The sequence below is a fragment of the Aquimarina besae genome (genome assembly GCF_042434905.1).
Taxonomy (GTDB): domain Bacteria; phylum Bacteroidota; class Bacteroidia; order Flavobacteriales; family Flavobacteriaceae; genus Aquimarina.
In genome coordinates, this window is record NZ_CP170199.1 from 4465772 (window position 1) to 4491417 (window position 25646).

At 33.6% G+C, this 25646-nt stretch carries 22 protein-coding genes and 1 tRNA gene; 20 read left to right on the forward strand and 3 right to left on the reverse strand.

All coding sequences use genetic code 11. The features are described 5' to 3' along the window. The first annotated feature begins 231 nt into the window (after positions 1 to 231). On the forward strand, positions 232 to 1905 hold the full coding sequence (locus tag ACE94K_RS19690) for a hypothetical protein (protein ID WP_378176521.1): 1674 nt from the start codon (positions 232 to 234) through the stop codon (positions 1903 to 1905). A gap of 59 nt (positions 1906 to 1964) precedes the next feature. Further along, complete coding sequence (locus tag ACE94K_RS19695) at positions 1965 to 3209, forward strand: T9SS type A sorting domain-containing protein (RefSeq protein WP_378176524.1); 1245 nt, start codon at positions 1965 to 1967, stop codon at positions 3207 to 3209. A gap of 280 nt (positions 3210 to 3489) precedes the next feature. Here the strand turns inward: ACE94K_RS19695 and ACE94K_RS19700 are convergent. The 3 genes from ACE94K_RS19700 to ACE94K_RS19710 form a co-directional block, all read right to left on the reverse strand. Then, positions 3490 to 3567: transfer RNA gene (locus tag ACE94K_RS19700), tRNA-Pro, on the reverse strand. A 75-nt stretch (positions 3568 to 3642) separates the two neighbouring features. Further along, positions 3643 to 4275, reverse strand: a complete 633-nt coding sequence (locus ACE94K_RS19705) for a hypothetical protein (protein WP_378176527.1) — start codon at positions 4273 to 4275, stop codon at positions 3643 to 3645. Positions 4276 to 4282: 7 nt separating this feature from the next. Further along, the gene (locus ACE94K_RS19710) at positions 4283 to 4897 is read right to left on the reverse strand and encodes a hypothetical protein (RefSeq protein WP_378176530.1); all 615 of its coding nucleotides are present in this window, start codon (positions 4895 to 4897) and stop codon (positions 4283 to 4285) included. A gap of 105 nt (positions 4898 to 5002) precedes the next feature. On the opposite strand from ACE94K_RS19710, the gene ACE94K_RS19715 reads away from it, so the two are divergent. The 18 genes from ACE94K_RS19715 (at position 5003) to dapB (ending at position 25619) form a co-directional block, all read left to right on the forward strand. Continuing rightward, the gene (locus tag ACE94K_RS19715; RefSeq protein ID WP_378176533.1) at positions 5003 to 7285 is read left to right on the forward strand and encodes a TonB-dependent receptor domain-containing protein; all 2283 of its coding nucleotides are present in this window, start codon (positions 5003 to 5005) and stop codon (positions 7283 to 7285) included. 44 nt (positions 7286 to 7329) lie between these two features. Next, positions 7330 to 8451 carry a PQQ-dependent sugar dehydrogenase gene (locus ACE94K_RS19720; RefSeq protein ID WP_378176536.1) on the forward strand — a complete coding sequence of 374 codons (1122 nt, stop codon included), beginning with the start codon at positions 7330 to 7332 and terminating at the stop codon, positions 8449 to 8451. A 3-nt stretch (positions 8452 to 8454) separates the two neighbouring features. Continuing rightward, positions 8455 to 8937, forward strand: a complete 483-nt coding sequence (locus ACE94K_RS19725; protein ID WP_378176539.1) for a c-type cytochrome — start codon at positions 8455 to 8457, stop codon at positions 8935 to 8937. Positions 8938 to 9065: 128 nt separating this feature from the next. Next, the gene (locus ACE94K_RS19730; protein ID WP_378176542.1) at positions 9066 to 9818 is read left to right on the forward strand and encodes a hypothetical protein; all 753 of its coding nucleotides are present in this window, start codon (positions 9066 to 9068) and stop codon (positions 9816 to 9818) included. 43 nt (positions 9819 to 9861) lie between these two features. After that, positions 9862 to 10947 (forward strand): anhydro-N-acetylmuramic acid kinase, encoded by a 1086-nt coding sequence (locus ACE94K_RS19735; RefSeq protein ID WP_378176545.1) that lies wholly within the window; start codon positions 9862 to 9864, stop codon positions 10945 to 10947. A 96-nt stretch (positions 10948 to 11043) separates the two neighbouring features. Beyond that, a complete protein-coding gene (gene udk / locus ACE94K_RS19740) occupies positions 11044 to 11652 on the forward strand; it encodes a uridine kinase (protein ID WP_378176548.1) in 609 nt (202 codons plus the stop codon). Between the two features lie 36 nt (positions 11653 to 11688). Continuing rightward, on the forward strand, positions 11689 to 12048 hold the full coding sequence (locus tag ACE94K_RS19745; protein ID WP_378176551.1) for a septum formation initiator family protein: 360 nt from the start codon (positions 11689 to 11691) through the stop codon (positions 12046 to 12048). Beyond that, positions 12041 to 13408, forward strand: coding sequence for a methylmalonyl-CoA mutase subunit beta (locus tag ACE94K_RS19750; protein ID WP_378176554.1), 1368 nt, complete (start codon positions 12041 to 12043; stop codon positions 13406 to 13408). Before ACE94K_RS19745 ends, ACE94K_RS19750 begins: the two co-directional genes overlap by 8 nt. A 92-nt stretch (positions 13409 to 13500) precedes the next feature. After that, positions 13501 to 14124, forward strand: coding sequence for a hypothetical protein (locus ACE94K_RS19755; protein ID WP_378176557.1), 624 nt, complete (start codon positions 13501 to 13503; stop codon positions 14122 to 14124). Positions 14125 to 14225: 101 nt separating this feature from the next. Beyond that, positions 14226 to 14867, forward strand: coding sequence for a hypothetical protein (locus ACE94K_RS19760; protein WP_378176560.1), 642 nt, complete (start codon positions 14226 to 14228; stop codon positions 14865 to 14867). A 1-nt stretch (position 14868) separates the two neighbouring features. Then, positions 14869 to 16998 (forward strand): methylmalonyl-CoA mutase, encoded by a 2130-nt coding sequence (gene scpA, locus ACE94K_RS19765; protein ID WP_378176563.1) that lies wholly within the window; start codon positions 14869 to 14871, stop codon positions 16996 to 16998. Positions 16999 to 17079: 81 nt separating this feature from the next. Continuing rightward, positions 17080 to 17961, forward strand: coding sequence for an SDR family oxidoreductase (locus ACE94K_RS19770; protein WP_378176566.1), 882 nt, complete (start codon positions 17080 to 17082; stop codon positions 17959 to 17961). Positions 17962 to 18270: 309 nt separating this feature from the next. After that, positions 18271 to 21141, forward strand: a complete 2871-nt coding sequence (locus ACE94K_RS19775; protein ID WP_378176569.1) for a M16 family metallopeptidase — start codon at positions 18271 to 18273, stop codon at positions 21139 to 21141. A gap of 136 nt (positions 21142 to 21277) precedes the next feature. After that, on the forward strand, positions 21278 to 22489 hold the full coding sequence (locus ACE94K_RS19780; RefSeq protein ID WP_378176572.1) for a hypothetical protein: 1212 nt from the start codon (positions 21278 to 21280) through the stop codon (positions 22487 to 22489). Positions 22490 to 22625: 136 nt separating this feature from the next. Beyond that, positions 22626 to 23390, forward strand: coding sequence for a ParA family protein (locus ACE94K_RS19785; protein WP_378176575.1), 765 nt, complete (start codon positions 22626 to 22628; stop codon positions 23388 to 23390). Between the two features lie 6 nt (positions 23391 to 23396). Continuing rightward, a complete protein-coding gene (locus ACE94K_RS19790) occupies positions 23397 to 24302 on the forward strand; it encodes a ParB/RepB/Spo0J family partition protein (protein ID WP_378176578.1) in 906 nt (301 codons plus the stop codon). Then, positions 24292 to 24894: a DUF5683 domain-containing protein gene (locus ACE94K_RS19795; RefSeq protein ID WP_378176580.1), complete on the forward strand. Its 603-nt coding sequence runs from the start codon at positions 24292 to 24294 to the stop codon at positions 24892 to 24894. The genes ACE94K_RS19790 and ACE94K_RS19795 overlap by 11 nt, the downstream gene beginning before the upstream one ends. A gap of 26 nt (positions 24895 to 24920) precedes the next feature. Next, positions 24921 to 25619 carry a 4-hydroxy-tetrahydrodipicolinate reductase gene (gene dapB / locus ACE94K_RS19800; RefSeq protein ID WP_378176583.1) on the forward strand — a complete coding sequence of 233 codons (699 nt, stop codon included), beginning with the start codon at positions 24921 to 24923 and terminating at the stop codon, positions 25617 to 25619. Positions 25620 to 25646 lie beyond the last annotated feature (27 nt).

Below are 25646 nucleotides of genomic sequence, written 5' to 3' on the forward strand. Positions count from 1 at the left end.
ACTTCGTTACAAACTTATTAATCGCCCGAAACACCTGCAAATACAGGTGTTTTTTTTATGTCCCCCTTTTGTACCCAGTGCTTTTTTTGGAACAAAGACACTAGCCATTATGTTTGTTATGTCATTAGTTTGACAAATAGTTTTTGTGGTGTCTTGTTCGATAAAGCTACTCGCTTTTTCGGACAAGCCGCACAGAAATAGTCATCACAAAACCACAAAATTCTAATTATTATGAAATCATTAAAATTCATTTTTTTAATCACAACTATATTTTCAATCAACATTTCTTGTTCTAAAGACGATCAAGTCACTGAAATAGAAGAACCAGGTGAAATCGTCCAAAGTACAGGGATATCTGCGGATGCTTTTGAAACCTACCCTGGAGATCTTGGGCTAGTTCTAGATACCAGAGAAATAGCAAAAAAAGGGTATAAACCTACAAAAGCTGAAATTATTGTAGCGGCGAGTGAAGGTGATTTTTCACGAACTATTACTATTGACCCGATCTCATTCATGGCACAAATCAAAATCTCAAAAGAAGGTTTGAGCGAAGCTGTCATTGCAGAACTTACCTCGGGTGTTAATGTCTCTTCTATTATTAAAGATGAAAATGGAAATATACTACTTACAGATGAAGGGACCATTAGTTTTCAGCCAAATCCGACTGCAAAAACTGTTAACGCGAATAACCTACAAGAGACTACAGAAAATGCTAAACTGAATTTAAGCGAAGATACTTTTTATTATTTCCAGGTTTTAGATGCAGATGGTAATCCAACAAATTCATCCATGATGCATAACAGTAATAGTGGGTTTGACAATGTAATGTGGACAAATTCAGACGGAACATTTAATGGAAATGAAATCAGTCGAAATTTTAGTTTCATACCTGTTTCTGGCGAGCCAAATACTTTCTTTATAAAATTAAGGGATGGCGGGCGTTTTTTAAGTATGGCTTCATTGACACAAAACAGTAGTGCAGGAGGTGTCTTTTACCAACATTTAGGACCAAGTATAAGTGCTGCAACAGAATTATCTCAAGTTCAAAATAATAACAATACCAAATTTAAAATAGTTAAGCTCTCAGATAGTGTTTATGAATTACAAACTTATACCGGAATTCCTATACGATTAGCTTCTGGTATTGGATTGACCACAAATTCTGTTGTTACTTCATCATCATTTTCTCCACCTATAAATTCCGATCCAATAACTTGGCGACTTATATCCACAACAATTGATTGGACGGTTGAAAATGAAGGTACAACATTTCTGGACCCTATACTGGGCCAAGCCATTACAGATTTTAAGTTTAACAGTACCTTAATCAATTGCGGACAAGGCAGTCTAAGCCAAACCGTTGGTGTTAAAGATGAAGAAAAAGAAAATGGCACCGTTGGTTGGGAAGAGTCTTTGTCAATTAATACAACCAATTCTGTAGGTGTTTCTGCAACAGTGGGTGTTAGTTTTGACGCAAAATTTTTCGGAACTGGCGCAACATATAATGCTTCTTTAACATTAAATTATAACTATAGTAGATCAGTCACTGAAACAAATAGCACATTTGAAGAAAAATCAAAAGAAATTTCTAAGACTACCTTTGCCGAACGTACTGTTACAGTACCTTCAGGAAGTGCATCTTTGGTCTATGATGCTTTTCAGTTCTATGATAGTACTAGGATCAACTTTGTACAGCGATTAAGAATACGTGGTGTTGACTCTCAAACAGGGCAATCGCTTTCTGGAGAAGAAATACGTTCTCAATTCCATTTTAGCGGTTTTAATGGTGTTATTACTGCTGTCGACCAGAATTCAATTGTAATTACCTTACGGGGCACTACTATTTTAGACAAAATTATTGAAACAGAAAGTAACGTACAAAACGTAGCTGCCAATTGCAATTAAAATGTATAAAGGGAGTACGTGGATTAATTCGGTACTCTCTTTTCTATTAAAATGAAAAAATGAAAACAATTGCAACATATATATTTTGCCTATTGATAACAACTTCAATACAGGCACAATCAGATAGTTTCACTGAAAGTTTTGAAGACGAGACTCCAGGTAGTTCAAAGTTTACCGTTGAAGGATTAGAGTTTACCCTTACAGGCGATTTGCAAATTAGTGAATTTCAGAATTTCTCTTGTAATGGAAATCAGGAGAATAATAAATTTGTAGATTCTAATTATTTAGATGGCCCATCCAGTGGTATTATTGGAAGCATTGTAGCCCCTGCAGGATTTACTTTTCAACTAGCAACAGAAGAACAGCAGTGTAGCTGGTCAGGGTTAGATGATGGCAATACTCCATCAACTGGAACTATCCGATTTACTGGAGAAACAATTTATAACACAACTATTTCTGAAGATATAACTATAACATCCTCCAATGAAACCGATATGACGGCTTTTCAATTTAATCGCTACATCTGGGGAGGTATTGAGCTAAAAGCTTTACAACTAGAAATCGTTAATGGTTTAGATTATATAGCTTTAGATAATCTTATGTTTACATCCATAAATGTTGAGTCCAATTGTTTAGTAGGTCACGCAGCAACCGGAGGCCTTTTCTCAAACAGGGATGTAGAGATTGGACAAAGTTTTATGAATTCTTGTAATGGATATCTAAGTTATATTCAGTTAGGCGCTATTGGTACTTTTTATGAGACCACTCCAGAATTTGTGCTTTCAATTTATGATGGCAATACAGTATCTGGAACTCCTATATTTACGCAAATTGTTCCAGAAATAACACATCCTTTTAGGGCTAGTAAATTGAAATTTCAAGTTGATAATGGACCGTTTCTGAAAGCGGAATCACAATACACATTTACAGTAAATATAGGAGCTGTTTTTAGACAACTGAATTCAAATAACCCTTTTAAAGAAGGTAATGCATTTGTAAATGGATCTCCTGTAGATGATAGAGATTTTGAATTTGACATCTCTATAGATGATAGCACACTTAGCATACAAGATCATAATCTATCAGAAGAAATAGTTTTGTTTCCTAATCCATCTTCAGATTACATTAATATTTCAAACTTAAATTTTATAGACAACTTTATAATTTATGATGCTTTTGGTAAAGAAGTAGATACAGTAAACACATCTGGAGGTTCAAAAATTTCTATAACTCATTTAAAAAATGGGATATACTTCCTGAAACTTAAAAGTAGCCAAAACGTGTTTAAGTTTATAAAAAACTAATCTTTAAATAAATTAGTAAAAAAACAGAATCGGGTCTATCTTTTTAATGGTCAATAAACTAAAATTATAATTTTAATGGATAAGACATTCCTTTATGATTTCAAAGTGTTTTTCTCTGCACTGTAGATAATCGTTGGCGTTCTTCTTAAGATTGATTAGGTAATAATTTATCTTAAAATTTTTGATAAGATCTATCAGCTCTTGATCCTTTATTTTACAAAGCTTCGTTTTGAAATTGCTCCAACTAAAAAATCCAACCACAGATGTGATTGGATTTTCTTGGTCGGGGTGGCAGGATTCGAACCTGCGACCTCCGCGTCCCAAACGCGGCGCGATAACCGGGCTACGCTACACCCCGAAATAGTTATCTGTTTTGCGGGTGCAAATATAAACAAACTCTTTAACTAAATCCCAAAGAATTTCAAAAACTATTTTATTTTTTACGACTTCCTTTTAAAACCTTTTTCAATCCTAAAGCCAGCAGATAGCTTGTTTGGTCATACGCCTGACTTACCCTGCTCAAATCATTAAATTCTCCCTCTCCAAGAAATCCCCTAATTATTGGGGTTTTGGTACTATATAATTCTTCCGAAAAATCATCTGTTTTTACAAATCTAATCGTAGTTTTAAGCTTGGCTCTTTGATATATTATTCCACCGTGATATCCCATATACATCCAATTAGTTTCTACGATCATGGTATAATTAGTTTGAGTTAAATCGCTAGTTAGCTTTAAATCAGAATAGTTGGATACAGTTTCATTAAAAGCTTTAACAAAGGTAATTGGCCAATCTTGCTTTTTACAAAGTTCATAAGCTTCTAACCAACGGTCTCCTCCGTCCGGAGAAATTCTTTTATCCCAAGCTCCTTTCTTTATTTTTAAAAATTCCGTTTCCGTAATTTTACTTCCATCCATTCTAAAGCTTTCAGGAAACGTAAACTGTAGTCCTACTTTAGTTTCACCTCTTAAAAATTGCAATTCTTTTTTATCAATTTTTATCCTTTGTGCTACAGAAAGTAGACTAAACCCAAAAAGAAAAAAGAAAAGAAATACTTTTTTAATCATTTACACTTTACTTTAAAATTCTCTTTAATTGAAGCTCTAACAAATATCCTAACTTATCGTAGCATTCTCTAATCCTTTCAATATCTCCGAACTCTCCATAGGCATAATTTCCGATTACTTTTGGTGCTTGAGTACTATATATTACAGAGCCTGGCTGCGAAGTTTTTACGAATTTTAATGTTGTTTCCAGTTTACCTTCTTCTCGCCCTACGCTTGCACTACCACCGTAACCCGTATAAATCCAATCTGCTTCAACAATTAACGTATAGTTCGTATCTTCATTAGAAGTAACAAACTTAAGGTCACTATATTTTTTTAGCCTTTTGCTTACTCCTTGAATAAATGCGTCTCTCCAGGTCTCTTTTTTAGCACGCTCATAGGTCTCCAACCATTTTTCACCTTTATTACTTTCAATTTCATTGTACTTCTTCTTCATATTTTCGATGAATTCGTGCTCTGGATGAAGACTGTAAATGATAAGATCTTCTGGAAAAGTAAGTTGCACTGCTATTACTGTTTCGTTTTTTAAAAAGGATAACTTTTTTTTATCTAATTTGATTCTTTGCGCAAAAGAAATAGTGCTAATGAACACTAAAAAGAGGAAAAATATTCTTTTAACCATCTTATGATACTATTATTTGATTTTGTTTTTGATCGAAATGCAATTATAAGTTATTTTTAAGAATCGTTCCTTATTTAGTTTCCGATATTTGAATAAAAATCCCTTTTGAACAAAACACTATTATTTCTTTTTTTCCTTCTCAATTATCTGGTGAACGCACAGTTTAGAGTTTCGGGGTATATCATAGACAACATCACATCGCAACCTCTGGAAAATGTTACGATAATGGATTTAGAAACAGGAAGCAAAGTATTATCCGATCCTATTGGTAATTTTAAAATCACGAGTAATGGTATGCTTCAAATTTCTTTTCCCGGTTATATATCTAAAGAAATTAGGATTACAAAAAGTCAAGAAATAACTATAGCACTTATTCCTGAAATCAATAAACTACAGGAGGTTTTTATTAATAGCCTATCTATTCCTATAACCATAAAAAATGCGACCGATGCTGTAACAATTCTGAATGCTCAGGAAATCAATAGAGGAAATACCTTAGAATTACATCCTATTTTAAATAAAGTTCCAGGAGTTTTTATGCAAAGCGGTACGTTGAACACCAACCGGATCACAATCAGAGGCATCGGGGCCAGAAATCTTTTTGGCACCGCTAACATAAGAACCTATTTTGGTGATATTCCTCTAACAGATGGAAACGGAGAATCTTCTATTGAAGATCTTGAAATAGCTTCGATTTCGAGCATAGAAATCCATAAAGGACCTTCCTCTAGCTCTTATGGTGTTGGACTAGGAGGAACCATCTTACTAAAACCTGATTTTGTAAATCAAAAAACTACCGAAGTCTCTTTAACTAGTTCTCTAGGGAGTTACGGTTTACAAAGAAATGTAGGCAAAGTTCTTTTAGGAAATAAAAACACAAATCTAAATATCATTTACAGCCATAATCATTCTGATGGGTATCGTGATAACAACTCCTACAACCGAAATACGATTACTGCGACTTCTACTGTAAATTTTGGAGAAAAAAACGAGTTTTCTTTCATCTCCAGCTATATTGATCTAAAAGCAGAAATCCCAAGTTCTTTGGATTTCGAAGATTTTGAAAACACCCCCCGACAAGCAGCTTTTACCTGGGGAAGATCTCAGGCTTTTGAAGATGTAAATTATGGAATTCTTGGATTTACCTGGAAACACACTTATAACGCTCGCATTTCTCATTACACCAGTTTATTTACCTCTTTTAGAAACAATTATGAACCAAGGCCTTTTAATATCCTTAGAGAAAAATCTACTACAGCCGGTATACGAAGTAGAATACTAGGAAGCACTTTTCTTTTTGAAAAAAAATGGAATTGGACTTTGGGTGGTGAATTTTTTCTGGATGATTACAATAGTAGAACTTTTGAAAATCTTTATCAAGATTTTCCGATCGGAACCGGTAGTGTTTTGGGCAATCAACTTTCTGATCTTGATGAAAAAAGAAATTATTATAATCTTTTTGCTGAGTCTAATTTAAAAGTAAACGACAAACTACAATTTAATTTCGGAATACACCTTAACCAAACATTCTTTACTATAGAAGATGGATTTCAAGCTGACAATAATGATAGCTCAGGAAGGTATAATTACGACCCGATTCTATCTCCAAAAATTGGTGTAAATTATAAGCTAAATTCCAATTTTAATATATTCGGAAACATCTCACACGGTTTTTCTACACCGACTACTTCAGAAACCTTGCTGCCTGATGGAGATTTTAATCCAGATTTACAACCAGAAATTGGTTGGAATTATGAAATAGGTACTCGATACCATCTTTTTAATAATAGATTGTATGGTTCTATTTCTATTTATTCTTTAAGAATTAAAGATTTATTAGTAACACGAAGAACTGAAGAAGATAATTTTTTTGCCATTAATGCTGGCAAAACAACACATAATGGGATAGAAGGATCGCTTAATTACAGGATAGCTAAAATAAATCAAGGACAGATCAACTTATTTATCAATACGACGATTAATGACTATAAATTTGATGATTTTGTAGATTTGGAAACAGATTACACGGGTAATGATCTCACCGGAGTGCCTTCTTATGTTATAAATATTGGCATTGACTGGTTTGCTGACAAGGGATTATATGGCAATCTTAATTTTCAGTCGGTTAGTAAAATTCCGGCAAATGATCTTAATACAGTGTTCGGAGATCGATATGAGCTTTTAAACGGTAAGATAGGATTTAAAAATGAACTTATTAAGCATATTTTTCTTGATGTATTTCTTGGTGCAAATAATATCTTAGATACAAAATACGCTTCTCAACTACAAATTAACGCAAGGGGTTTTGGTGATAACGCACCAAGGTATTTTTATCCTGGCTTACCATTTAACTTGTACGGAGGCATTAACATAAAATATAGATTATAAAAGATTTTTATTTGTAATTTTCAGATGTAAACTCAATTAAGGCCATGAAGAATTTTCTATTTCTTAAAGTAATATTTTTAACAACACTTTTTTCTTGCGCACAAGAAAAGAAAAATGATGTACCTATTCAGTCTACTCCTAAAAATTATACCACAGAAATCGTAGTCCCCGATTTACAAATTCCCTGGGGTATGGTGTGGCTTCCTGATGGTAGTATGTTGATTACCGAAAAAAGTGGCGAATTGATACATTTTAAAGACGGAACTAAAACCCAGGTTAGCAATATACCAGAAGTATACAATCGCAATCAAGGAGGGTTATTAGATATAGAGTTGCATCCTAAATACGATGAAAATGGATGGATTTATCTAACATACTCTTCCACAGAAGGATCAGAAAAAGGAGGACACACTGCCTTGATCAGAGCAAAACTCGAAAATAATCAATTAACATCTATAGAAAAATTATATAAAGGAACTCCTAATACCACACGCGGACATCATTTTGGATCCAGAATAGAGTTTGATAATCAAGGATATCTGTATTTCTGTATTGGTGATCGAGGAAATAGAGATGAAAACCCGCAAGATATTACAAGAGATGGTGGAAAGGTGTATAGATTAAATGATGATGGAAGTATTCCTGAAGACAATCCTTTTGTAGATAAAAACCAGGCTAAAAAAGCCGTATTTTCTTATGGCCATAGAAATCCACAAGGAATGGCGATCAATCCTATTGATGGAAAAATCTGGATACATGAACATGGACCAAGAGGAGGTGATGAAATCAATGTGATTAACAAGGGTCTCAATTACGGATGGCCAGTTATAACATATGGTATTAATTATAGCGGATCTGCTATTACAGATATTACGTCTAAAGAAGGAATGGAACAACCATTGTATTATTGGGTTCCTTCAATAGCTCCTAGCGGAATGGATTTCGTGACTAGTGATATATATCCTGATTGGAAAAATGACCTGTTAGTAGGTTCATTAAAATTTCAATATTTAGAATTGGTAGAATTAGAAAATAATGAAGTTATAGGTCGAAAAAAATTGCTTGAAGATGTTGGAAGAGTTCGTAATGTGCGACAAGGACCTGACGGATATGTTTATGTTGCCGTAGAAAATAAAGGAATTATAAAAATTATCCCAAAATCATAATTGATGTTTGTTAATTTAAAAATAAGAAAGTACTTAAAGCAAATATTAATTTTAGAAATAGCTTCTATATTGTTTTGTATATCCGTCATAGCAAAACAAGGAAGTTCTAACAATAATTATATTTCTAACCTGAATGTAAATGATCAAGAAACTACACTTTCCAAAAGTATAGCTCGTGGAGAAGAAATTTACATCGATTTCTGTATGCAGTGCCATTTAGCCGATGGAAAAGGCACACCCAACGTTTTCCCTCCTCTAGCAGGATCAGATTGGCTAACAAATAAGCGTAAAGAAAGTATCCATTCTGTGAAATATGGTTTAAATGGCCCCATAAAAGTCAATGGTAAAACCTACAATAGCGCTATGACTCCGTTAGGACTAGAAGATGAAGAAATTGCTGATGTGATGAATTACATTATGAATAGTTGGGGTAATGAGCAAAAGAAAATGGTAACGATCGAAGAAGTCACCGCTATCAAAAAGTAAAGTAAATTGTATCATTTTTTAATAATCCTTAAACAATAAAGAAATATAACAATCTACATATGCTTTACGTTAACCTTTTTGATATGCTACAAAAACAACTTTAGTACATTTGGTTCTAACTGCGATTTATGAGATCTCTTCTGTTTATCATCTTATTTTTCCTAAGCTCTACAGCTTACAATCAAGACATAGATGATATATCGCCGAACAGGTATCGGTTTAGATACAAATCGGAAGTCTTTAAAGGCACGAGATTAGAAATCACAGAAAAACTTAGAAATATTAAAAACAGTCCAAAATTTTCCGGAATACCAGAAGAAATACAAGTCGGACTTAATAAACTTTTTAAAGATGCCAAAAGTCAGGCATTACCACGAAGATATCGTAAAAAAGCAATTCTATTTCTTGATGCATTATACCATTATGAAGAATTTGTCATTATGTATAATGGTGCGCTGTATGAAGTTATTGAAAAACTAAAAAGGGATATGAAGCGTATTGATTTTAAGCTAGAACGCCAATATATTAAATCCAGAACCTCATTAGATCGTGCAAAAAAAGAAGATTCATTAAATACCACACAAATAGATCATTTGACTGATGAACGCAGAAAAAGTCTGATCCGGTTAGCCTGTCACCGCTGGATGAAGAAAAAATTTGACTCATACAAAGGTATTGATATGGTCAAAAATCCTGATCAACTTATCAATGAATTCAAAAGAGCCGAAGCCGCCTACATCTTTTCCTTATTTGGAAAAAAAGAAGTAGACGAAATTAAAAGATATCTGGAAAACGAAATCATAGACTTTTACTACAAAAAAGCAATCAACGAAATCGATCCGGAAAAACTAGAGCTTCAATACATCAATAAATATAATTAGATAAAAGAATTTTGTTACAAATATTTTACTAGTTTGCATATAAATGTCTTCCTATCCCAAAACATATAAAGTCATTGGATTGATGTCTGGAACTTCTTTAGACGGCTTAGACATCGCCTATTGTGAAATAATCAGACATAAGGAATCCTGGTCATTCTCCATTCCGATAACTGAAAGTATTGACTATAACAAGACGCTTAAGGATAAATTGAAAAATACTATAGGTATGAATGCTGTCGACCTATTAGCATTTAACAACCACTATGGATCTTGGTTAGGAGAGCAAGTCAAAAAATTTGTTAATCAAAACAAGTTACTAGTCGATTTTGTTTCAAGTCACGGTCATACAGTATTTCACCAACCTGAAATAGGATTAACATATCAAATTGGCTCGGGACAGCATATTGCCAATGCTTGTGGCCAACGGGTAATTTGCGATTTTAGAACTAATGATGTAGCTCTAGGCGGTCAGGGAGCACCATTAGTACCCATTGGGGACAAACTATTATTTAATGATTATGATTTCTGCCTTAATTTAGGAGGTATTAGTAATATTTCATTTGATCTTGCAGGCAAAAGAATTGCGTATGATATTTCTCCTGCCAATATGCTATTAAACCTTATTTGCTCTAAAATCAATCTTGAATATGATGATAAAGGAAAACTTTCAAGAAATGGAATATTGAATAAAAAAATGCTAGAAGCTCTCAATAAATTAGAATTTTATAACCAATCACATCCTAAATCATTAGGATATGAGTGGTTTGCAGAAAATGTCACCCCTGTGATAAATAATACTGAGGATTCTGTAGAAAATTTATTACATACCTCTGTACACCACATTGCAGAGCAAATTACTCGTGCAGTAAAAAAAACTGATAAACAAAATTCCTCTCTTTTAATTACCGGTGGCGGAGCCAAAAATGATTTCTTAGTAGAAACGTTAGAACAAAAACTTGGGCAATTTTCTTCCATTCTGATCCCAAAAACTACCATAGTTGATTACAAAGAAGCCTTAATATTTGCATTTATGGGGGTATTAAAAGACAGGAATGAGATCAATTGTATTCATTCTGTAACTGGTGCCAGGTATGATTCTTCATCAGGTGTGATATTTTATCCTAGTTAATATTCATTTTATATGAATATCGTTTACAAAAAACTCTATCCCTCAAAACGCGATAACTCAATAACTATTTCTAAATTTGCCTAAAAATTATTGGGAATGCTTATTATTGGTATCGCAGGAGGAACTGGTTGCGGAAAAACAACGGTTGTAAAACAAATAGTTAATGAATTACCCGAGAATGAAGTATGTGTCATTTCTCAGGATTCCTATTATAAAGATACAAGTCATCTTAGATACGAAGAAAGAACAAAAATAAATTTTGATCATCCTCAATCCATCGATTTCGAATTATTAGGAGAACATCTTAATGCCCTACGAAAAGGAGAAACTATTAAACAACCCGTATATTCATTTGTAGAACACAACAGAACAAAAGAAACCGTTAAGACCAGACCAAGCAAAGTAATTATTGTTGAAGGAATTTTAATCCTAACAAACCCAAAAATAAGGGAGATGTTTGATATTAAAATCTATGTTCAAACCGATAGTGACGAACGATTGATCAGGCGTCTCAAACGTGATATAGCAGAAAGAGGACGAGACATGGAAGAAGTTTTGGACCGATACCAAAACACTCTAAAACCGATGCATCAGCAGTTTATTGACCCTACAAAAGAGTTTGCTGATTTGATAATACCTAACAATAATTATAATAACGTAGCTATAGATATTGTTCGTACCATTGTAAAGGAACGCTTGAATTAACTTTTGTACCTTTATAATCTAAAAAATTGATCTAAATTGAATCTAAAGCGCTATTTCGAAAAGCTGAGAAACACTCCTGCTCTGATACCGGTTTTTGCCGTATTTTTCAATAAATATGTGTTGATTATTCTGGTATTTGTAATATGGATTCTTTTTTTAGACACAAATTCATGGCTAATTCATAGAGAACTTGATCAAGAAATTAAAGAGCTAAAAGACAATAAAGAATACTATAAAAAAGAAATTGTAAAGGACCAAAAGAATATTAAGATTCTGAAAGATAGTAATGAACTAGAAAAATTTGCAAGAGAGGAATATTTTATGAAGCGAGACAATGAAGAAATTTATATAATTGAGTACGAAGACAGCATCCCTAAAAAAGAAAAAGATGACTAAAACGTTGTTTGAAAGTTTTGATAAAGTTTCTGCCAAAGAATGGAAACAAAAAATTCAGTTCGATTTAAAAGGAGCTGATTACAATGAAGCATTAATTTATAAATCATTAGAGGGAATTGACATCAAGCCCTTCTATAATGAAGAAGATATTGTTGATCTTAAAGAAAATAACTCCCACCCTTCTTCCTGGAAAAATTCAATTAGAATAGAAGTCAAAGATGCGATCTCTGGTAATGAAAAAGCCTTGGATGCTATTAAAAAAGGCGCGGAAAGCATCAATTTCATAATCTCAAAAGAAAATATTGACCCTGAGGTATTAGTATCAAATTTATCTCAAAAAACGCATTTATATATAGAAACGTTATTTCTATCACCTGATTATGTAAGCAAGTTAAATGTATTGGCTGAAAAACTAAGTCTTTCCATTCATCTACTAACTGACATTATTGGTAACATATCAAAAACCGGTAATTGGTTTGAAAACATGAAAGATGACCACACTGCGTTAGAAGAAATTTTTAAAACGAGTAGTCATCTAAAAAACATCATTAGTATAGATCTTAGTATGCTACAGAATGCAGGCGCTACCATGATCCAGCAATTAGCGTACGGACTTGCTCACGCAAACGAATATCTCAATTACTTTCATAATCAAAAGAATAATCCATTTCTACATAAAATGGTGATATTTAAAGTTGCTATCGGTGGAAATTATTTCTTCGAGATAGCTAAAATCAGGGCTTTACGGCTTTTATGGAATTCTTTGGCAGAAGAATATAATATGTTAAAAAAATGTTATATCTTCGCGCAGCCTTCACACAGAAACAAAACCATTTTAGATTTTAATGTCAATATGCTTCGTACAACTACAGAATGTATGAGTGCGATATTAGGTGGTGCAGATACGATTTGTAATTTACCATATGATGACATATATAATGAAGAGAATGATTTTGGAACAAGGATATCAATAAATCAATTATTGATTCTAAAAAACGAAAGTTATTTTGATATAGTAAGTAATCCTGCATCCGGATCTTTTTATATCGAAAGTTTGACAAAACAATTAGCAGATAAAGCCTTAGCACTATTCAAAAATATCGAGGAAGCAGGAGGTTATTTGAAACAATTGAAAACTGGAACAATCCAGAAAAAAATAAAAGAAAGTGCTGAGAAAGAACAAGAGCTTTTTGACAATGAAGAGATTATTTTAACCGGAATCAATAAATATCGAAATCCGAATGAGATAACTCCAGAAATGCAGAAAAATCCCTTTCCAGAAAACATAAAAAGAAAAACTTTAGTAAATCCGATTGTAAGAAGAAGATTATGCGATAAAATAGAGAAAAACCTGTTCTAACGTAATTAATTCATAATTTATTGCTAACTTTCGGAAAAATTAACATTTATCAATAAACAATTAACAAAACTAAATCTTAATCGATGCCCCTAATGATTAGATCTAGAATTAGATTAATAACTTTATTACTGATTACGTCCATTTGTTACTCCCAAAGCGGAATCGACTGTCTTAGTGTCGATAGCAGTGGACTTTACTCCAAAGCTTTTGATTCGTTTGAAAAGGATTTGTTTTCTCATTACAAATTCGGAAATGACTCCATAAAGACATACCGTACATTTTTGGCAGAAGTTGCTAGCTTATCCTTAGACCTTAGAAAGTTACCGTCGGATAATTCCATTCAACTAGCAAGGGTTTTTAAAAAGAAAGCAAGTGACCCCAATTCAATTTGGGTAAAATTAAGTGAATACGAAAATCAAGAAGCAAACAAAAAACCATCTCCCTACACCCCTCCTTCTAAAAAAGGAGAAGAAGAAATTTTGATATTTAACTATAGAGGAGGATTGATTCAGTGTTTAAAAAATAATAGCGACAGTGATGACTTTCAAAATATTATAGGCACTTTGGAAGAAGATGGAAATGTAAGCACATCCCTAATTGCACAGAGAATTTATTATATCCCAGATAAAAAGTTCTGTGCTTCAGAAATCAAAAAATTTATTGCTTTTGATATCTACTACTCTATTCTAATGGTGATAGAAAAAGCCTTTGGATAATTAAATTATTGGTTTCTTTAAAAACAAGCAATATAATTGACATTTTCCAAAATAGATCATGAATAAAAGCGTAATTTTACGTTTTTATCAATGATTTCTCAATGAGAACACAATTACACCTTCTTATTGGCTCTTTCTTCATATTTATTTCTTGTAATACCGTTTTACAAGAAACACATAATTGGATTGAAAATTCAAACACTGACACAACAGAAATAACAGAAGGTAATTACTTTTCCTTAGAAAATGGATCGATCAAAACATTTCTTCCTGAAGGTTTTAAACAACTATCATTAGAAAATTATAAGACCATTTTAGACTCAGCCCTCAGCAAAACTCAATTAGAGAATGAAATGAAACGATTAGAAAGCCTTCGAGACATGCAAGGGTCTTTTCATCTATTCTTTGATCATAATACAAGATCTACCTATACACTAAACACACTCCCGTATATAAATTTCAGCAAGCGAGATGCTACGATGCTACTCTCTATTGTGAAACAAAAAAACGATCAGGTAAGTCTTAACACCGGTCTGAATTTTAAAAAACTAACAGCTGCTTACGCTAAAAATAAAGATTTCACTATGTTTAGATCTATATTTCAGGTGGATAATCCAAAAGAAAATATTAGAATATTTAGTAATTTTTATATCATCACAGCAGATAAGAAAACATTTATGATCAATCTTACAACTCCATTCGAAGTAAATTTTGATAGATATATTGAAAAAATGAAATTTTAAAATGACCAGAAAAAATATTCAACATATAACACTTAATTCAGAATTCAGAATTCAGAATTCAGAATTAAATACATTCACTACTTCAGAAGGCATTGAAATAAAGTCTGAATACGATTATGAGGATATAAAAAACCTTGATCATCTTAACTTTGTAGCAGGAATTCCTCCTTATTTACGCGGTCCCTACTCTACTATGTACGTAAGAAGACCCTGGACAATCAGGCAATATGCCGGATTTTCTACAGCAGAAGAAAGTAATGCATTTTACAGAAGAAACCTGGCTGCCGGTCAAAAAGGATTGTCTGTAGCTTTTGACCTTGCGACTCATCGTGGATATGATAGTGATCACGAAAGAGTTTTTGGAGATGTTGGTATGGCCGGAGTTGCCATCGATACAGTTGAAGACATTAAAGTACTTTTTGATCAGATACCACTGGATAAAATGTCTGTTTCAATGACCATGAATGGCGCTGTATTACCAATAATGGCATTCTATATTGTAGCGGCAGAGGAACAAGGTGTAAATCAAAAATTATTATCCGGAACCATCCAAAATGATATTTTAAAGGAATTTATGGTGCGTAACACATATATCTACCCACCAACCCCATCCATGCGAATTATCAGTGATATTTTTAAATACTGTTCTAAAAACATGCCAAAATTCAATCCCATTAGTATTTCGGGATACCATATGCAAGAAGCAGGAGCCACCTGCGATATAGAATTGGCTTACACCTTGGCAGATGGACTTGAGTACATTAGAAAAGGGATAGAAGCAGGTCTTGACGTAGACTCCTTTGCTCCTCGTTTATCCTTTTTCTGGGCAATAGGAATGAACCATTTTATGGAAATTGCCAAAATGAGGGCAGCACGAATGCTTTGGGCAAAACTTATAAAACAGTTCGAACCCAAAAACCCAAAATCCTTGATGCTTAGAACACATTGCCAAACTAGTGGATGGAGTTTGACAGCGCAAGACCCTTTCAACAATGTGGCGAGAACTTGCATAGAAGCTAGTGCTGCAGCTTTTGGAGGAACACAAAGTTTACATACCAATGCATTAGATGAAGCTATTGCGCTACCCACAGATTTCTCTGCCAGAATTGCAAGAAATACACAAATCTATCTTCAGGAAGAAACACAAATTACCAGAACTGTGGATCCTTGGGCAGGAAGTTATTATGTAGAATCCTTGACTAATGACATAGCAGAAAAGGCCTGGAAGCATATAGAAGAAGTAGAAGAACTCGGCGGAATGACCAAAGCGATAGAAGCAGGTATTCCTAAAATGCGTATAGAAGAAGCGGCAGCCCGTAAACAAGCTCGAATCGATAGCCAACAAGATGTCATTATTGGGGTGAATAAATTTCAATTGGAAGAAGAAGAATATATTGCTACATTAAAAGTCGATAACGAAGCCGTAAGAAACCAACAAATCGAAGGTTTAAAAAAGGTTAAAAGCTCGAGAAATGAACAAGCAATACAAGAAGCGTTAGATAACTTAACGAAAGCCGCTAAAGATGATACTAAAAACTTATTAGCCTTAGCTATAGATGCTGCCAGATTAAGAGCTACATTAGGTGAAATCAGCAGTGCGCTGGAAAAAGAATTCGGAAGATACAAAGCAGAAATTAAATCTTTTACAGGAGTGTATGCCAAAGAAATAAAAAATGATGAATCATTCAACAAAGCTAGAGAACTAGCAAATCAATTTGCCGATCTTGAAGGAAGAAGACCTAGAATTATGATTGCTAAAATGGGGCAGGATGGTCACGATCGTGGAGCTAAAGTAGTTGCTACCAGCTATGCAGATGTTGGTTTTGATGTAGATATAGGACCTTTGTTCCAGACTCCGGCAGAAGCAGCCAAACAGGCCGTAGAAAATGATGTTCACATTGTAGGGGTTTCCTCCTTAGCTGGAGGACATAAAACACTAGTGCCTCAAATCATAACCGAATTAAAAAAATACGGAAGAGAAGATATCATGGTGATTGTAGGTGGCGTAATTCCTCCTGATGATTATGATTTTCTGTTTCAGGAAGGAGCGGTTGCCATATTCGGTCCGGGAACCAAAATTAGTCAAGCGGCGATTACCATTCTGGACATATTGATTTCAACATTTGAATAATTTTAAAATATTATGCAAGCATAGCATTTTAAATATAAATTGTAACTTTCACCAAAATAACGATATAACAAGAGTAAATATATGAGCTATACTGATAAAATGCTTCGAGATGGAGCGCTGGAAGGAAAGAATATAGTAGTAACCGGTGGCGGTAGCGGACTTGGGAAATCTATGACTAAATATTTTATGGAACTTGGAGCCAAAGTCGCTATTACATCTCGTAACTTAGAAAAACTACAAGGCACTGCAAAAGAGCTTGAAGCTGAAACTGGAGGTACTTGTCTCCCACTACAATGTGATGTAAGACATTATGATCAAGTAGAAGCTATGAGAGATCAAGTTTTAGAAGCATTTGGATCTGTCGACGTCTTACTTAATAATGCAGCAGGTAACTTCATTTCTCCAACAGAACGATTATCCGCAAATGCCTTTGATACAATTATTGATATTGTTTTAAAAGGAACTAAAAACTGTACACTTGCCTTTGGAAAACACTGGATAGACACAAAATATCAGAATACAAATGTATTAAATATAGTTACAACCTATGCCTGGACAGGTTCTGCCTATGTTGTACCCAGTGCTACCGCAAAAGCTGGTGTTCTCGCTATGACACGATCATTGGCTGTCGAATGGGCAAAATATGGAATGCGATTTAACGCCATTGCTCCCGGACCTTTTCCAACCAAAGGTGCCTGGGACCGACTGTTACCTGGTGATATGAAAGATAAATTTGACTTATCTAAAAAAGTGCCACTCCAACGTTTGGGTGAGCATCAGGAGTTGGCAAACCTTGCCGCCTACCTTGTTTCTGATTTCTCTGCTTATGTTAATGGTGAAGTAATTACCTTAGACGGTGGAGAATGGTTAAAAGGAGCCGGACAGTTTAATTTATTGGACCAAGTTCCAGAACAAATGTGGGATATGCTGGAAGCGATGATTAGATCAAAAAAGAGTAAATAACGAACTTATTTTAATAAAGAAATGACGTAAGTGAATATCGAGATTCTTCTCCGGTATTCACTTTTTTTTTAAAATCTCATTTTAAATAGGTAACAATTTTAAGCTTAAAGACACTTATAATTAGAGATAGATTTTTAAGTAATTCTTAAAAACCTTCAGAATAATATTTTATTAATGATCTAAATTCAAAGATTTTTATTTACGTCAAAACATTCTTTCTTTATCGAACTAAGAAATTAGTTGAATAAAGATTTTTTGACTACTTTAGACCTCTCAATCAATAAACGAATTCAAATTAAAAACGAATAAATGAAAGTAAAAACAATCTTCAACGCATTTATCGGAGTATTTTTATGTAGTGTACCACTATCCGGAATTGCACAATCCACCACGACCAACAAAGAGCTAAAATCAGCTACAGATGTAAAAAAAGAAGATAAAATTCCTGTAGATCCCAATGTTAAAATTGGACAACTAGATAACGGTCTTACCTATTACATTCGAAATAATGGAAAGCCAGAAGATAAAGTAGAGTTACGTTTAGTAGTTAATGCAGGATCCATTTTGGAGAACGAAAAACAATTGGGACTTGCTCACTTTATGGAGCATATGAATTTCAACGGGACTAAGAATTTCAAAAAAAATGATCTTGTTGATTATCTGCAAACTATTGGAGTAAAATTTGGAGCAGATTTGAATGCCTACACAAGTTTTGATCAAACAGTTTATATTCTTCCAATTCCTAGCGATGATCCTGAAAAGTTGGAGAAAGGATTCCAGATTCTAGAAGATTGGGCGCACAACGCAGAATTAACAGAAGAAGGTATTGATGGAGAAAGAGGTGTTGTGCTAGAAGAGTATCGATTAGGCAAAGGTGCTAATGAGCGTATGTTACAAAAATACCTACCTATCATAGCTTATAATTCTAAATATTCTGAGCGCTTGCCAATTGGCACAAAAGATGTATTAGAAAATTTCAAATATGATGACTTAAGAAGCTATTATAAAGATTGGTATAGACCAGATTTAATGGCTGTAGTTGCTGTTGGTGATCTTGACATAGCTACTTTAGAACAAAAAATAAAGGATCATTTCAGTGGTATAAAAATGCCTGAAAATCCAAAGAAAAGAGAATCTTTTGATACTCCAAATCATGAAGAAACATTAATTGCGGTAGTATCAGATAAAGAGGCTTCTAATTCTATCGTTAGACTTATGTATAAGGATAAAGAGCTTTCTAAGCCAATGGAAACTACCAAAGATTACAGAGAGGCCATCGTAGAAGGAATATTTACGCAAATGATGAATAATCGTTTAAACGAACTACGAAATAAACCAAATCCTCCGTTTGTATTTGCAGGAAGTAGCCATAGTGGAACTTTTGCAAGAAATCGAGACGCTTATCAATCTTTTGCACTTACTTCAGAAACAGGTCAATTAAGAGCATTGAAGGTTATTCTTGAGGAAAACAAAAGAGTTCAACAATATGGATTTAAAGCAAGCGAATTAGAACGAGCAAAAAAAGAAATTGCAGCCAATTGGGAAAAACAATATAAAGACAAAGATAAGAGAGAATCTGCACGCATCATTGGAGAGTATATCAATAATTATCTGGAACAAGAACCCATACCAGGAATTGAATGGGAATATAAATACACTATGTCTCAGTTACCAACGATTTCTCTTGAAGAAGTAAATAGCTTGATCAAGGATTTTCTGCACGAAGACAATAGAGCCGTTGTGATGACAGGTCCAGAAAAAGAAGGACTCACCCAAGTCACGAAAGAAGATGTTGTCTCACTATTAAAAGAAGTAGAAACTTCAGAAATAGAAGACTATAAAGATGAAAAAGTTCGTGAAAACCTAATTGAAAAAACTCCAACTCCTGGAAAAATAATATCTTCTAAAACCAACGAAAAATTAGGCTACACGGTTTTCGAATTAAATAACGGAGCGAAAATCACGTATAAGAAAACAGATTTCAAAAATGATGAAATCTTATTCTCTGCATATAGTTACGGTGGAAGTTCTTTGTTCTCTCTAGATGAATACAAACAGGTAACTCACGGATTAGGAAGTGTTGCCCAAACCGGATTAGGAGGATTAACACTGAATGACATGGACAAGGTTATGGCTGGTAAAATAGCAAACGTTCGGCCGTATATCAACAATTTATCAGAAGGATTTAACGGTTTTTCTACCCCAAAAGACTTAGAGATATTATTCCAGCAGATACACCTCTATTTTACGGATTTGAACAAAGATGAAAAAGCTTTTAGATCGGATCAGTCAAAAACAAAAGGCTTCTTGGCCAATTATCTTTCTAATCCTCAAAATTATTTCCGAGAAGAATTTAATAAATTCCAGTTCGGAAAAAATCCAAGATACGCAGGGTTTCCAACAGCCGAAAATTTAGACGCAGTAAACTATGATCTAGCATATGAAAAGTACAAAGAAAGATTTGCCGGTGTTGGAGATTTCAATTTTTATTTTGTCGGAAACATCGATGAAGAAAAATTAAAAACTTTTGCTGAAAAATATATAGGAAGTTTACCAGATACAGGTAGAAACGAAATGTATAAGACAAGTGACTTTAGACCATTAGCTGGAGCACACGAAAAAATTATATATAAAGGTAAAGACCCTAAAAGTGCTGTCAATATCATTTGGAGAGGAGAAACACCATATGATAAAAACGAAGCTCTTCAATTACAAGCATTAGGTGAAATCTTAACCATAAAACTTGTTGAAAAATTAAGAGAAGAAGAAGGTGGTGTTTATGGTGTAGGCGCCAGAGGTAATATGTACAAAATTGGACCATCCGGTGGGTACAGTGGTTATCGATTCGCCATTTCTTTTCCTTGTGGACCGGAAAACGTAAAAAAATTAACTGAGGCTGCACTTGCTGAAGTAAAAATGATCATAAATCAAGGGCCTAGCGAAAAAGATTTAAATAAAATCAAAGAATCCAGGCTATTGGATTATAAAGAAAAAAGTAAGCAAAATTCATTTTGGTTAGGAAACCTTCAAAATGCAGATTATAATCAAATCCCATTGGAAGGCGGAGAGCGTTATGCTGAAGCTGTAAAGAACTTGACTAAAGAAGATATTCAAAAAGTTGCTAAAAAATATGTGGACACAGGATATATTTTAGGTGTTTTAATGCCTGAAAAAGAGTAGAACAGATAAAAAACTGATAGGTATTAAAAGACAGCGTGTAAAAAGCACTCTGTCTTTTTTTTTGAAAGTTTCTGATTTAGTGGTAACAATTTTCCAATTTAAGACACTTACTAAAAACATATATAAAATTACAACTATGAAGAATACAATTTTCTTATCTATTTTCTTAATTATAAACACCGCTATTTTTGCTCAAAATGAATTTGAACCCGGTATTATTCATTTCAGAGATGGTAAAATACAAAAAGGATGGATACAATTTTTTAACAAGAAAGATTACCGATCTGTTCTATTTAAGGAATCAGAAAGCAAAGAGATCGAATCCTTTACAACCAACCAGATACAATATTATACTTTTGATCACATTGACAAAAAAGTGGTTGTTGAAACAGTTAATTTAAAACCTGTTTTTATGGAAGTTATTGTCGAAGGAAAAGCGAACCTGCTTCTGTACAATGATGAAAACGGTAGTAAAAGATATTTTTTAAAATCTGAAAAGTCCGGCTTGAAAAAACTAGATATAATCACCAAAAACGAAGGGGATTTAAGTAGAGGACAGTTCAAACTTAAGAGATACATTGGAATATTAAACCTAGAGTTTAATGATTGCGATATTATAAAATCTCAAATTGATGATATAAAACTGAACTTAACAAGTTTATCTAAAGCGTTTACCGAATATAATAATTGTACTGAGGGGGTTTCTTTTAGCTCTGAAAGATTAAAAAGAAAGGATGTACATAATGTTATTATTGAAGCTGGTCTAAACTCCACAGGCATAGCCGAAAAAGGAGAAAGAGTAAGAGGAAAAGAATTTAGTAATTCATTAAAACCAACTATTGGGGCAACTTATATGTATACTCCTACTTTGTTTAATTCAAAAACCTCTCTTTCTGTTGGAGCATTCTACAATGAAATCAATTCGGAAACTGCATATTTTAGAAACGACGAAGTTTTAATTGGAAACTACAGAACTACAAGAATTAATACAAAAGCAATAAATATAAGACTTGGAATTCTCTATAACTTCAGTCAATCACAAAGAAAAATAAACACTAGCATTGGTTTATTCTATATTAATAGCAGACTACTAAACTCCGATACTGCATATTTAAGAATTGACAATCAGGGTAATGAAGAGTACCTTTATGAAGATTTTAATGTGCCGATCGAAACGAGTTCTTCTGGTTTTGCAATCGAGTTAGGAATTCTTTATAAACTTTCAATGCATAATGATCTCACTCTAAAATTGGGATACGAAAGAATAGGTGATTTCTTAGACTACGTAGGAGCAACATACGCAAGCAACACATTCTCATTAAAACTAGGATATAGCTTTACTTTATAATTATTTATAACCAATAAAGTTTACGCAGAGACCATTAACACTGATGATCTCTTTTTTATTAAACACTGTTGATATTTTTCATTTTTATAATGTATAATTAATTGTATTTTTATCGCTTAAATCCAAATCTCCCCCAATGGGTAAAATTATAGCGATTGCCAATCAAAAAGGTGGTGTTGGTAAAACAACCACTTCTGTAAATTTAGCAGCTTCTCTAGGTGTATTAGAGAAAAAAGTATTACTAATAGATGCTGATCCTCAAGCTAACGCGACTTCAGGATTAGGACTAGATGTAGAAAGTATCGAAAAAGGAACCTACCAGATCCTAGAACATACGATCAAACCTGCTGAAGCAATTTTGGAAACGAGCTCTCCAAATGTTGATATCATACCGGCGCATATTGATCTGGTAGCTATCGAAATTGAACTCGTCGATAAAGATGAACGGGAGTACATGTTAAAGAAAGCAGTGCAAGGACTTAAATCTGATTATGATTATATCTTAATTGATTGCGCACCTTCATTAGGTCTATTAACATTAAATGCACTAACTGCTTCGGATTCTGTGATTATTCCGATTCAATGTGAATATTTTGCACTCGAAGGACTAGGCAAATTACTGAATACTATTAAAAGTGTTCAAAAAATTCATAATCAACATCTTGATATCGAAGGATTATTATTAACCATGTACGATTCGAGATTGAGATTATCGAATCAAGTAGTTGAAGAAGTTCAAAAACATTTTAATGAAATGGTTTTTAAAACAATCATTCAGCGTAATATTCGTTTAAGTGAAGCACCTAGTTATGGTGAGAGTATAATAAATTATGATGCTGCTAGCAAAGGTGCCAGCAATTACTTAAGTTTGGCGCACGAGATTATAAAGAAAAATAGTTAAGGATTCATGGCGAAGGCAACAAAAAAACAAGCTTTAGGTAGAGGGTTATCTGCTTTACTTAAAGACCCGGAAAATGATATAAAATCAGCAGGAGATAAAAATGCTGATAAAGTAGTTGGAAACATCATCGAATTAGATCTTACTAGTATTGAGGTAAACCCTTTTCAGCCACGTACAAGTTTTAATGATGAAACATTACAAGAACTAGCAACATCTATAAAAGAAATCGGTGTTATACAACCAATTACAGTTCGTAAATTAGATTTTGACAAATATCAGTTAGTAAGTGGTGAAAGACGTTTCAGGGCTTCTAAATTAATAGGATTAAAAACAATACCGGCTTATATTCGTATTGCCGATGACCAAGAGTCATTAACTATGGCTTTGGTAGAAAACATTCAGCGTCAAGATTTAGACCCCATTGAGATTTCCTTATCCTACCAAAGATTAATTGACGAAATTAAATTAACTCAGGAGCAATTAAGTGACCGTGTAGGTAAAAAAAGATCTACCATTGCCAATTATTTGAGATTACTAAAATTAGATCCGATTGTCCAAACCGGAATAAGAGATGGATTTATTTCGATGGGACACGGTAGAGCACTGATTAATATTGAAGATCAACAGCAGCAACTTGATATCTACGAAAAAATCATCGGGGATTCTCTATCAGTTCGTAACACTGAGAAATTAGTAAGGTCTTTAAATAATAAAGAAGAAAAACCGGATGCCGAGAAAATCGAAAGTAAAGCGCCACCATATATTTTGAAGGGAATTAAAGATTTTTCTGAATATTTTGGAGCAAAGATAGATGTTAAGGTTTCCAGTAATGGACGAGGGAAGTTAATTATCCCATTTTCTTCTGAAGAAGATTTTAAACGCCTAAAGAAACTTATTGATAGTGAAAACTAAGTCCTTTTATATTATTCTATTACTGTTTTTTTGTTTCCAAGTTAGTTTTTCTCAAGAAGAAAATGAAACGGAAGAATTAAAGGTTGTTACAGAAGAAGTAGCAGTAAAAAAGAAGAAAAAAAGAAATAAGAAAATTAAACCATATGAGCCGCTAGCTCCGGCTCGTGCAGCTTTTTATTCGGCAATTCTGCCAGGATTAGGACAAGCATACACCGGAAAATACTGGAAAATACCTATCGTATACGGAGCTTTGGGCGCCGGTATTTACTTTTATACGGTAAACAACGGTCAATATATTGAAGCTCGTGATTTTTATAAACGAAGGTTAGCAGGACTTCCTGATGGTGAAAATAGACTGGCCATACTTACTAACGACCAATTAATCGATCGACAACGCCGATTTCGTAGAGATCAGGAGCTATCCCTACTTATTACAGCCGGACTCTATATACTTAATATAGTCGATGCAAATGTAACAGCTCACTTACAACAATTCAATGTATCAAAGGATTTAACTTTTAAACCCAATATACATTTCAATAAATTTGATGCCACACCCAGCTACGGAATGTCGGTAAACTATAGTTTTTAATCTTTTATAAGCAACAATAATAAAATATGAATATAGCACTTCTTGGATATGGCAGAATGGGTAAAACTATTGAAAAAATTGCAATAGAAAGAGGTCATACTATTGTGCTTAAGATAGACAAAGATGACAAAGAATATGATCTATCTGTTGCCGATGTAGCCATAGATTTTAGTATTCCCAGTGCAGCCGTAAACAATATTACTAATTGTTTTAATGCGGCAGTACCCATTGTTTCAGGAACTACCGGATGGCTGGATCATTATGATGATATCATTGCACTTTGTAAAGAAAAAAAAGGTGGTTTTATTTATGCATCTAACTATAGCTTAGGAGTTAATTTATTTTTTGAGTTAAATAAAAAGCTCGCCAAAATGATGCACTCTGTAGAAGGATATGATATTCGTATGGAAGAAATTCATCATACTCAAAAATTAGATGCTCCCAGTGGTACTGCAATTACATTAGCAGAGGGTATCATAGAAAATACTCATAAAACTGGCTGGCAATTAGATAAAGGGGACGAAATGAGCATTCCTATCGTTGCCAAGAGAATTGAAAATGTTCCGGGTACACATACCGTTACTTACACCTCTGAAGTAGATGATATAGAAATTAAACATACGGCGCACAATCGCCAGGGATTTGCTTTGGGTGCGGTGGTTGCAGCAGAATGGTTGCAAGATAAAAAAGGAGTATATGGAATGAAAGATGTTCTGGGATTATAATCAACATATTAAAAAGTGTAACACTTT

Coding starts and splice junctions, on each gene's coding strand:
- ACE94K_RS19690 (WP_378176521.1), top strand. CDS start 232: ATGAAATCATTAAAATTCATTTTTTTAATCACAACTATATTTTCAATC.
- ACE94K_RS19695 (WP_378176524.1), top strand. CDS start 1,965: ATGAAAACAATTGCAACATATATATTTTGCCTATTGATAACAACTTCA.
- ACE94K_RS19705 (WP_378176527.1), bottom strand. CDS start 4,275: ATGATTAAAAAAGTATTTCTTTTCTTTTTTCTTTTTGGGTTTAGTCTA.
- ACE94K_RS19710 (WP_378176530.1), bottom strand. CDS start 4,897: ATGGTTAAAAGAATATTTTTCCTCTTTTTAGTGTTCATTAGCACTATT.
- ACE94K_RS19720 (WP_378176536.1), top strand. CDS start 7,330: ATGAAGAATTTTCTATTTCTTAAAGTAATATTTTTAACAACACTTTTT.
- ACE94K_RS19725 (WP_378176539.1), top strand. CDS start 8,455: ATGTTTGTTAATTTAAAAATAAGAAAGTACTTAAAGCAAATATTAATT.
- ACE94K_RS19730 (WP_378176542.1), top strand. CDS start 9,066: ATGAGATCTCTTCTGTTTATCATCTTATTTTTCCTAAGCTCTACAGCT.
- ACE94K_RS19735 (WP_378176545.1), top strand. CDS start 9,862: ATGTCTTCCTATCCCAAAACATATAAAGTCATTGGATTGATGTCTGGA.
- udk (WP_378176548.1), top strand. CDS start 11,044: ATGCTTATTATTGGTATCGCAGGAGGAACTGGTTGCGGAAAAACAACG.
- ACE94K_RS19750 (WP_378176554.1), top strand. CDS start 12,041: ATGACTAAAACGTTGTTTGAAAGTTTTGATAAAGTTTCTGCCAAAGAA.
- ACE94K_RS19755 (WP_378176557.1), top strand. CDS start 13,501: ATGATTAGATCTAGAATTAGATTAATAACTTTATTACTGATTACGTCC.
- ACE94K_RS19760 (WP_378176560.1), top strand. CDS start 14,226: ATGAGAACACAATTACACCTTCTTATTGGCTCTTTCTTCATATTTATT.
- scpA (WP_378176563.1), top strand. CDS start 14,869: ATGACCAGAAAAAATATTCAACATATAACACTTAATTCAGAATTCAGA.
- ACE94K_RS19770 (WP_378176566.1), top strand. CDS start 17,080: ATGAGCTATACTGATAAAATGCTTCGAGATGGAGCGCTGGAAGGAAAG.
- ACE94K_RS19775 (WP_378176569.1), top strand. CDS start 18,271: ATGAAAGTAAAAACAATCTTCAACGCATTTATCGGAGTATTTTTATGT.
- ACE94K_RS19780 (WP_378176572.1), top strand. CDS start 21,278: ATGAAGAATACAATTTTCTTATCTATTTTCTTAATTATAAACACCGCT.
- ACE94K_RS19785 (WP_378176575.1), top strand. CDS start 22,626: ATGGGTAAAATTATAGCGATTGCCAATCAAAAAGGTGGTGTTGGTAAA.
- ACE94K_RS19790 (WP_378176578.1), top strand. CDS start 23,397: ATGGCGAAGGCAACAAAAAAACAAGCTTTAGGTAGAGGGTTATCTGCT.
- dapB (WP_378176583.1), top strand. CDS start 24,921: ATGAATATAGCACTTCTTGGATATGGCAGAATGGGTAAAACTATTGAA.